10 protein-coding genes are annotated in these 8,631 nt (G+C 37.7%); 3 read left to right on the plus strand and 7 right to left on the minus strand.

The features are described 5' to 3' along the window. The first annotated feature begins 58 nt into the window (after positions 1–58). The 3 genes from CVT13_RS02195 (at position 59) to CVT13_RS02205 (ending at position 1,500) form a co-directional block, all read left to right on the plus strand. The gene (locus CVT13_RS02195; RefSeq protein ID WP_103579847.1) at positions 59–481 is read left to right on the plus strand and encodes a copper chaperone PCu(A)C; all 423 of its coding nucleotides are present in this window, start codon (positions 59–61) and stop codon (positions 479–481) included. A 71-nt stretch (positions 482–552) separates the two neighbouring features. Then, entirely contained in the window at positions 553–948 is a 396-nt protein-coding gene (locus CVT13_RS02200; RefSeq protein WP_199907264.1) for a hypothetical protein, read from the plus strand. A 9-nt stretch (positions 949–957) separates the two neighbouring features. Next, positions 958–1,500, plus strand: a complete 543-nt coding sequence (locus tag CVT13_RS02205) for an SCO family protein (protein ID WP_054196383.1) — start codon at positions 958–960, stop codon at positions 1,498–1,500. A gap of 296 nt (positions 1,501–1,796) precedes the next feature. Here CVT13_RS02205 and CVT13_RS02210 read toward each other — a convergent pair whose 3' ends face one another. Genes CVT13_RS02210 through napA form a run of 7 tightly spaced genes read right to left on the minus strand, consistent with a single transcriptional unit; the run spans position 1,797 to position 8,396 of the window. Next, positions 1,797–2,138 carry a chaperone NapD gene (locus tag CVT13_RS02210; RefSeq protein WP_072594844.1) on the minus strand — a complete coding sequence of 114 codons (342 nt, stop codon included), beginning with the start codon at positions 2,136–2,138 and terminating at the stop codon, positions 1,797–1,799. After that, positions 2,135–3,070 carry a WD40 repeat domain-containing protein gene (locus tag CVT13_RS02215; RefSeq protein ID WP_107811447.1) on the minus strand — a complete coding sequence of 312 codons (936 nt, stop codon included), beginning with the start codon at positions 3,068–3,070 and terminating at the stop codon, positions 2,135–2,137. The genes CVT13_RS02210 and CVT13_RS02215 overlap by 4 nt, the downstream gene beginning before the upstream one ends. Then, positions 3,067–3,534 (minus strand): 4Fe-4S ferredoxin, encoded by a 468-nt coding sequence (locus CVT13_RS02220; protein ID WP_107811448.1) that lies wholly within the window; start codon positions 3,532–3,534, stop codon positions 3,067–3,069. Before CVT13_RS02220 ends, CVT13_RS02215 begins: the two co-directional genes overlap by 4 nt. After that, positions 3,534–4,061: a nitrate reductase cytochrome c-type subunit gene (locus tag CVT13_RS02225; protein WP_103579851.1), complete on the minus strand. Its 528-nt coding sequence runs from the start codon at positions 4,059–4,061 to the stop codon at positions 3,534–3,536. The genes CVT13_RS02220 and CVT13_RS02225 overlap by 1 nt, the downstream gene beginning before the upstream one ends. Further along, positions 4,058–4,849 carry a quinol dehydrogenase ferredoxin subunit NapH gene (gene napH / locus CVT13_RS02230; RefSeq protein WP_107811449.1) on the minus strand — a complete coding sequence of 264 codons (792 nt, stop codon included), beginning with the start codon at positions 4,847–4,849 and terminating at the stop codon, positions 4,058–4,060. The genes CVT13_RS02225 and napH overlap by 4 nt, the downstream gene beginning before the upstream one ends. After that, positions 4,846–5,604, minus strand: coding sequence for a ferredoxin-type protein NapG (gene napG / locus CVT13_RS02235; RefSeq protein ID WP_413784295.1), 759 nt, complete (start codon positions 5,602–5,604; stop codon positions 4,846–4,848). Before napG ends, napH begins: the two co-directional genes overlap by 4 nt. Positions 5,605–5,615: 11 nt before the next feature. Next, positions 5,616–8,396 (minus strand): nitrate reductase catalytic subunit NapA, encoded by a 2,781-nt coding sequence (napA, locus tag CVT13_RS02240; protein ID WP_107811451.1) that lies wholly within the window; start codon positions 8,394–8,396, stop codon positions 5,616–5,618. Between the last annotated feature and the right edge of the window lie 235 nt (positions 8,397–8,631).

Below are 8,631 nucleotides of genomic sequence, written 5' to 3' on the forward strand. Positions count from 1 at the left end.
AAGTAGTTCTAAATGTATAATGTGAAAACCATTATTAATTTTATCACAAAGGAAAAATATGAAAAAAATCGTTTTTGGTGCGATGCTTGCAGCTTCTGCTCTTATGGCGGCTGATATCAGCCTAGAAAATGTTAGAGCTAGAGATACAAAACCTGGCACAAACAATAGTGCAATTTTTATGGATATAAAAAATGCTTCAAATTCTGATGTAAAGCTTATTGGCGCTCACTCAAGCGTTTGCAAAAGTACAGAAATTCATACACACAAAATGAATGATGGCATGATGGCTATGGTTCAAATCGAAGATGCAGTGATCCCAAAAAAAGGTGAAACAAAACTAGCTCCTGGCGGTTTACACATTATGCTTATGGATCTAAATAAACCATTAAAAGATGGTGATAAAGTTGATTTAGAGCTAAAATTTAGCAATGGCGAGAGCATAAAGCTTGATAATATTGGAGTAACTAAAAACTTTAAATAATGAAAAAAATCATAATTATTTTTTCATTTATCTTTATTGTTTTAGGTGCTTTTTCGATAGGCTATAAGCTTATGACGACAAGCAAGGAAGATCCACCTGAATTTGCCGATGTAAACACATCGTTAGATCCTTTAAAATGTGATCTAAACAATAAATCTTGTGAGATGGAATTTAAAGGCGTAAAGCTAAAAATAGACATCTCACCAAGACCTATTTATGCTATGAGACCTTTTAGCTTTAAAATCATTAACGGTAAAAATTTAGGGCTAAAAAATCCTAGTCTTGAAATAGACGGCATAAATATGAATATGGGATCAATCAAAGCAAGGCTTGAGTCAAGAGGCGATAACTTAACTGCTCAAGTAGTGCTAAGTGCTTGCGTTGTCGAGCTTATGAGATATCGATTTAAAGTGCTTGATGACGAAAAAGAAACTGGTTTTTTTGTAGATCTTGATCTAAAATTATAAAGGGTAACGATGAAAAAGGCATTTTGGGGCTTAATAATAATCTTAATTTGTATAGGTGTTGCACTTTTGCTGATAAAGCCAAACAAGTATGATTTTAAGGCACTTTCGCAAAATGGTGAAGTAAGTCTTAAAAATTACGACGGAAAGTACAAAGTTATATATTTTGGTTATCTTTTTTGCCCCGATGTCTGCCCTACTGCGCTCTCTTTGATTGGCGATGAGCTAAATAAACTAAAAAGAGATGACTTTGAGCTACTTTTTATTACGCTTGATCCTGAACGCGACACTCCTGAAAATTTAACTCTAATGGCAAAAAATTTCTATAAAGATGCCGATGGATTAAAACTAAATGCCTTAAAAGAAGTGGCAAAAACCTATGGTGTAAAATTTCAAAAAGTCCGTCTTGAAAACTCAGCCATGGGCTACTCTGTTGCCCACAGCTCTTCAATATATTTAATAGACAAAAAAGGAAATTTCTATAAAGAAATTTCAAATCTAACAAATGAAAATATTGGAGAAAATTTATTAAATTTGATCAAAGATAGACCTTAGGACTAGGAATTTTAGTAAGCCAAAATGGCCTACTAAAATTCCTTATGCAAGCATCATCTTAAGATCTTCTAAACTAAATTTAATTCAATTTCTATACTTTTGATTTTATGCTTGCTGAGTAATTTTTTCACCCAAAATCTATTAACTCTTGAACATAAATTTAAATCTACAAGCCAAACAAAATTGATTAAATATAAGCAGTACTAGCAACAAATTTATTAAGAAAATCTATATGAAAGGTGGGCTTTTGCGCTATAAATTTCAATGATAATGCAAAAGCTAAAATTTAAGTTTTGCTATTTTACTCTATGATGCACGCTGCCGCCATAAGTAATATCCTCAGCCTTTACCTCATCGCTTGTTAAAATTTCACTTATCTTGCCATTTTCTTCTAGTTTTTTTCTATTTTCTTCGGCGTCTTCTTGATAGCTATAAACCATCGCAACGCTCACTACTCCACTGATAGCTTCTATCTTCTTAAAATTTTTTATCTCATCTTCAATGCTATCTGAGCTAACTACCACTACGATTCTATCGTCTGCGTCAGTTATTATTTCACACTCTTTTAGCTTTTTTATTTCGTTTTTTACACTTTCATTTTTATTGTCCGTATAAACTATCAAACTTGAAATATTCATTTAATTCTCCAAAATAAAATTTTATTCTCATAGGCTGAAGTTACGACTTCATTGTCACTTATAAAAACTATACTATTTATCGTACTTTGCCCAGTTTTTAGCATTGCAATATTTTCTAAGCTTTTGCTATCAACTAAATTTACATCGCTCATCTCATCGCTCATATAAGCTGCTACTCTACCATCATCGCTAAGGCCGACACCATAGACCAAAAAGCCAGTATTTATCTTTTTTAGGCTTCCAGCTGAAAATATCCCCACGATCCTATCGGTACCTCCGCTGATCATGACGCCATTTTTATAGGAGATGTCGTAGATATTGTCTGTATGAATATCTAAAATTTGATCCATTTTTTTAGCTTTTATGTTATAAAAGTAGACCTTTCCGCTCTCACAAGCGATAGCTAGAGTGCTTCTATCTTCATTTATCTCCATATCTGAAAGCATCGCGATTGAAATTTTAAAGCTATCATAAATTTCGCCACTTTTTAAGTTTAAAAAGTAAATTTCATTGCTAATTGAAGCAAGCGCAACATGCTCATTATCTAAAAATAATGCCTTTTTTATCGCTTGATTATCCATTTTTATGCTTCTCATCTGCCCATTTTCTCTTAGATGAAGCACCTTTGTAGCGTAATCACCTTCGCTAAGTATAAGAGTTTTGCCATCAATTTCATCAATGCTTAAAATTTTTGGTCTTTCATGATCACTAACGTAGGTTTTTATATCATCCATCTTAATGATCTCTTCAAATTTAGACTCTTTAGGATCATAAATTTCAACCGTTCCTCCATCAGTCGCGATAAAGAGTTTGCCATTTATTAGTGTTGTGCTTAGCACATTTGCACTAGCCTCTATTTGCTTGTATGGAGTGGTAATCTCACTTGCAAAGATAAAATTTAATAGACAAAAAATAAAAAACAAAGCTCTCATAAGGCCTCCATTTGAAGTGAATTTTTAAAGCAAACATCAAAGCACTCGCCGCAACTTACACAGTTTTGATTAACAATAGGACGAAAAACGCCAAGAAATTCGACTGCTTTAAATTTGCAAGCATCAAGGCAGTTATAGCAGATCGTATCGTTCCATGCTAGACAGCTAGAAACATCGATGCTAACTTTTGCATTTATACTCTTTGGTGAGTTTAAGCTTAATGTCTTCTTACCAAGACTCTCGCAAGCCTTTGCGCACTCTTCGCAAAAGTCACAGCCCAGCTTTTTAACTTTAAAAACTACCCTTTCATTTTCAAAGCTAAGAAGCTCTTTTTCACAAGCATTTACGCAGCTAGCATCGCATCCACCGCAGTCAAACTCTCCGCTAAAAAATGGCGGAGTTATAAATTTGGGAGCAGATTTTGCCCCCAAAATTTTACTAAAAAGCTCTCGCCTGCTTTGCATTATTTAACACCATCGTTTAAAACATCTAGCAAGTTTGACTTATGAGTGCCATTTTTATCTCTAAAATCAGGCTTAAATTTATTGCCAACGAGCTGCGTTACGCCGTTTTGTTGCTCAACGTGGCATGTTGTGCAGTTATATCTTTCATCATCAAGCTTGCCTGCAAGATCTTTTTTATTTCTGATGTCATAAAAGTGAGATGATGGTATCGGTGTTGCTCCACTATCTTTTGCAAACTCTGGCATATGGCAGGTTACGCACATATTCATATCTTTTGTGATAGGCACTAAACCCTCAGTATCGTGTGGGATAAATGGTGGTGCATTTTCAAAAGACCTATCAAATTTCTTTGACATACCAGCTGGCTCTTTTGTGTAGTTCACATCTTTTAATACAACGTCTTTATCGTCTAGCAAATCGATATTTCTAAGGCCGATTTGCGAATCGCTAATACTTGGATTATTAAAAGCACATGCCGCAAAAAACGCAGCACACAATCCTCCAAGCATCATTATTTTTATTTTCATTTTTCTCTCCTTAAATTTCTAATACTAAATTTCAATGCCCCGTCTCCACAAACATCAATGCACCTGCCACAGCTTATGCACTCGCTTGAGCTAACCGAGCGGCTCTCTTTACCGATCATGTCAAGCACTTGTATCTCTGGACAAATAAGCTTGCATTTCATACATTTTGTGCAAGCCTGGGCATCATGCTTTACTCTAATTAGGGCAAATTTTGAGATGATGGCATAAAAGGCACCAAGCGGACAAACGTGCGAGCAAATGCCACGCTTTAACACAAACATATCAAAAGCAATGATCGCAACCGCTATACCTAAAGCACTAGCCGAGCCGTAAATAATACCACGCTGAATAATGCCAATATAGCTAACGCTCTCAAATACCGGGTAAGATAAAGCAAGGCTTAAGATAAGAGCAAGTGCTAGCAAGTAGTAGCGCAAATTTTTACTTACGTTTAAAATTTTCTCACCCTTAAAGCCAAATTTCTCTCTTAGCTTGTAAGCAATGTCGGTTAGTAAATTTACTGGGCAAATCCACGAGCAAAACGCCCTAGAAGCGACGAGTGCATAAAATGCAAAGACGATGATAGCGCCAATTATCGCATTTATGCCTACGCTAAAGCCTGCTAGTAAAATTTGAAGCACCGCAAATGGATCGCTTAGTGGAATTTGTCCAAAAAGCAAAGATGAGCTTAAATTTCCGCTAAGTATCTTAACTCCATAAACATTTCCTAGGATAAATAGCACTAGGATAGAAATTTGAGTTATTCGTCTTAAGATTAAAAATTTCATAGCTCACCACCATTTAGATAGTCAGTCGCCTTTTTTATATCTAGCTTTATCTTGCTGTCGGCATCATCCACGCGCCTTTCATCTTCTTTTACCCAGCCTTTGACGTAGTTGTCGCCAACTTTACCAAGCACAACTTCGCGGTTTAGCACGGTAATGGCTGCTTTTTCGGTGATACAGGCTCGCTCACAAACACCGCAACCAGTACAGATATCACTATCAACAACTGGAAGTAAAAAGGCATGCTTTTGTGTTCTTTCGTTGCGGCGATACTCAAGATACAAGGCCTTATCTATGAGCGGACAAGATCTGTAGCAAGCATCGCACTGTATGCCCCAGTATGCCACGCAGTTTTTCATATCAACCACTGCAACGCCCATTTTGGCTTTATTTATGTCTAGTTTGCCAGCTGTGCTTACTAAATTTGCATCCAGCGCACCAGTCGGACAGGCTGGCACGCAAGGGATATGCTCGCACATATGACAAGGAATTTTTCTAGGCTCAAAATAAGGCGTACCGACACTTATACCATCTTCAAGAGTAGCAAGTTTTAGCGTATCAAATGGGCAGGCCTCTACACAAAGCCCACACCTAATACAGCTTTTCAAAAACTTCTTCTCCGCTTTCGCACCAGGCGGTCTAAGAAGTACAAGCGGTGAGGCTTTGGCACTAAGTGACCATATAAAGCCTCCGCCAAGAGCTAAGATCGCTGCCTTAGCTCCAAATTTCAAAGCTTCACGCCTACTTGAAAATTCCATATCAGCCACTTTTACGCCTTGTAAATTTTAACCGCGCACTTTTTATAGTCTGTCTCTTTAGAGATAGGGCAAGTAGCGTCAAGGCAGACTTTATTTATAAATACGTTTTCGTCAAAGAAAGGCACATAAACAAGACCTACTGGCGGCTTATTTCTACCTTTTAGATCAACTCTTGCTTTTACCTTGCCACGGCGTGATTCGACCCAAACGATCTCATTTTGCATTACGCCAAGATTTTTAGCATCATCTTCATGCATGTAGCAAAGCGCCTCTGGGACCGCCCTATAAAGCTCTGGAACACGCATAGTCATAGTACCTGTATGCCAGTGCTCTAGCACACGGCCAGTACATAGCCAGAATGGATAATCTTTGCTTGGCATCTCGCATGGATCCATGTAAGGGCGGAAGAAAATTTTTGCTTTGTTCGCAAGAGATGTTTTATCTTTATTTGTAACGCCTTTTAGATCGCCTGTTGGAAGGGCTGCGTTTTTGTTGCCGTAGAATGCAAATTTCTCATTTGGAGCAGCTTTTTTAGCGTATGGATCGAATTTAGTGTTAAATCTCCACTGAGTCTCTTTGCCATCAACCACTGGCCATCTAAGACCTCTTACTCTGTGGTAAGTGTCAAAGTCAGCTAGGTCGTGGCCGTGTCCAACGCCAAATTTTCTATACTCTTCCCAAAGATATTTGTGGATGAAAAATCCATATCCTTTAAATTCTTTACCATCTGAGCCGATCACCTTTCTGCTATCGCCAAATACTTCTGTATTGTCGTAGTTTTCCATGATCGGATCGTTTGCACTAAATTTCTTAGCCTCTTCGTTAGCAAAAAGTACATCAAATAGCGTATCTTCTTCGCTGTATCCCATAGCTTTAGCCTCTTCAAGCACGCTTGGAAGCGTCACTTTGTCGTTTAGTTTTTTCTCACCCCAAACGTCTTTTAACTTAAAGCGTTTACTAAATTCCATCATCTGCCAAATATCAGGCATCGCTTCACCAACTGGAAGTACTTGCTGTCTCCAGTGTTGTGTTCTTCTCTCAGCATTACCGTAAGCACCCCATTTTTCATAGATCATCGCAGTTGGCAAAATAAGATCAGCTACTTTTGCAGAAATTCCTGGATAAGGATCGCTTACAACGATGAAGTTATCCATCTCACGAGCTGCTTTGATCCAGTGGTTTGCATTTGCAGTATTTTGCCATGGATTATTTACTTGAACCCATATAAATTTAACCTTACCATCTTCAAGATCACGCATCATTTTTACGTAGTGAGAAGCGAGTACGCCACTTAGTGTTCCAGCAGGAAGTTTCCAAATTTTTTCAGTTATCTCTCTATGTTTTGGATTTTCGATAACCATGTCAGCTGGTAAGCGGTGAACAAATGTTCCAACCTCTCTTGCAGTACCACATGCACTTGGTTGACCAGTTAGAGAAAATGCTCCTGAGCCTGGAAGTGCTTGTTTGCCGAGCAAGAAGTGAACCATATAAGCTTGCTCATTTACCCATGTACCACGTTGATGTTGATTAAAGCCCATCGTCCAAAAACTTACGACTTTGCGGTTTTTCTCGATGTAAAGATCAGCAAGTGCTTTTAATTTTTTCTTAAATTCTTCTATATCTTCGTTTGGATCGCCCTTTGCCACCTTTGCAGTAAAGTCAAGCGTGTAAGGCGCAAGAGCTTTTTTAAACTCTTCAAATGTTATTTGCCAATGTGCGCCAGATTTTGCAGCATTTTTATTTTCAAGTGTATCACCAGCTTTTAGTCCAAGATATGCAAGTGTAACACCCTCAGCTTCACTTAGCACCTTTGACTTCTCAGTAGCAGCAGTGTCTAGCTCGCTTGGAGCATATTTTTTATGATTAATGTCTGGACGAAGACCATATCCGATGTCGGCTGGACCGGTTGTAAATACACAGTGTTTTTTAACAAATTCTTCATCGATCATCTCTGGGTGGTTATAAACTATCTCACGAGCGATGTAGTTCCAGATAGCAAGGTCAGATGACGGAGCAAAGATGATCTCTATATCAGCTAAATTTGATGTTCTAGTTGAGTAAGTGCTTAAATTTACAACCTTTACTCTATCAGGATCGCTAAGCTTTCTATCGCTTACGCGTGCCCAAAGTATCGGGTGCATCTCGGCCATATTTGCGCCCCAAGCCACGATAGTATCAGTTAGTTCGATATCATCAAAACAGCCTGATGGCTCATCTATACCAAAAACTTGCATAAAGCCAACAACCGCACTTGCCATGCAGTGTCTTGCGTTTGGATCGATGCTATTGCTTCTAAAGCCACCTTTTATAAGCTTAACAGCAGCGTAGCCTTCTGGAATAGTATATTGACCAGAGCCTAAAACTCCGATACCATGAGGTCCTAGCTCATCATATGCTTTTCTAAACTGAGCCTCCATAACATCAAATGCTTGCTTCCAGCTTACTTGCTTAAATTTACCTTTTTTATCAAATTCGCCTTTTTCATTTACACGTAAAAGCGGATGAGTGATCCTATCCTCGCCGTACATGATCTTAGCATTAAAATAGCCTTTAATGCAGTTTAGACCACGATTTACTGGTGCTTCTGGATCTCCTTTTACAGCTACTATCTTGCCTTCTTTTGTAGCGACCATGATGCCACAGCCTGTTCCACAAAATCTGCAAGCGGCCTTATCCCAGCGCCAGCCTTTTTCAGCTTCGCTTGCTGCACTTAGCGAGCTTGGTACGGCTATACCAGCACTAGCACAAGCAGCACTGGCTGCAGCACTTTTTATGAATTCTCGTCGATTCATTCTTTCTCCTTTAAAGATTTAAAACAAATTTAGTTGATATTAACCTTGTAAAACTTATTTACAACTTATTTACATTTACAAAAATTTCAAAAAACTTAAGCCAAAAATGTAAATATTTTTCTACATAAAAATATTAATTTTCTCACAAAGTACGATTTTAAAAGAAAATACTATTTAATAAAATTTAAAAATTTTAGAGTAGTTATCAAAAAAGCTAAAGAAAACAAAGTAAAAT

Origin of the sequence: Campylobacter concisus, assembly GCF_003049085.1 — a bacterium.
Lineage (GTDB): Bacteria > Campylobacterota > Campylobacteria > Campylobacterales > Campylobacteraceae > Campylobacter_A > Campylobacter_A concisus_H.

Coding starts and splice junctions, on each gene's coding strand:
- CVT13_RS02195 (WP_103579847.1), top strand. CDS start 59: ATGAAAAAAATCGTTTTTGGTGCGATGCTTGCAGCTTCTGCTCTTATG.
- CVT13_RS02200 (WP_199907264.1), top strand. CDS start 553: ATGACGACAAGCAAGGAAGATCCACCTGAATTTGCCGATGTAAACACA.
- CVT13_RS02205 (WP_054196383.1), top strand. CDS start 958: ATGAAAAAGGCATTTTGGGGCTTAATAATAATCTTAATTTGTATAGGT.
- CVT13_RS02210 (WP_072594844.1), bottom strand. CDS start 2,138: ATGAATATTTCAAGTTTGATAGTTTATACGGACAATAAAAATGAAAGT.
- CVT13_RS02215 (WP_107811447.1), bottom strand. CDS start 3,070: ATGAGAGCTTTGTTTTTTATTTTTTGTCTATTAAATTTTATCTTTGCA.
- CVT13_RS02220 (WP_107811448.1), bottom strand. CDS start 3,534: ATGCAAAGCAGGCGAGAGCTTTTTAGTAAAATTTTGGGGGCAAAATCT.
- CVT13_RS02225 (WP_103579851.1), bottom strand. CDS start 4,061: ATGAAAATAAAAATAATGATGCTTGGAGGATTGTGTGCTGCGTTTTTT.
- napH (WP_107811449.1), bottom strand. CDS start 4,849: ATGAAATTTTTAATCTTAAGACGAATAACTCAAATTTCTATCCTAGTG.
- napG (WP_413784295.1), bottom strand. CDS start 5,604: ATGGAATTTTCAAGTAGGCGTGAAGCTTTGAAATTTGGAGCTAAGGCA.
- napA (WP_107811451.1), bottom strand. CDS start 8,396: ATGAATCGACGAGAATTCATAAAAAGTGCTGCAGCCAGTGCTGCTTGT.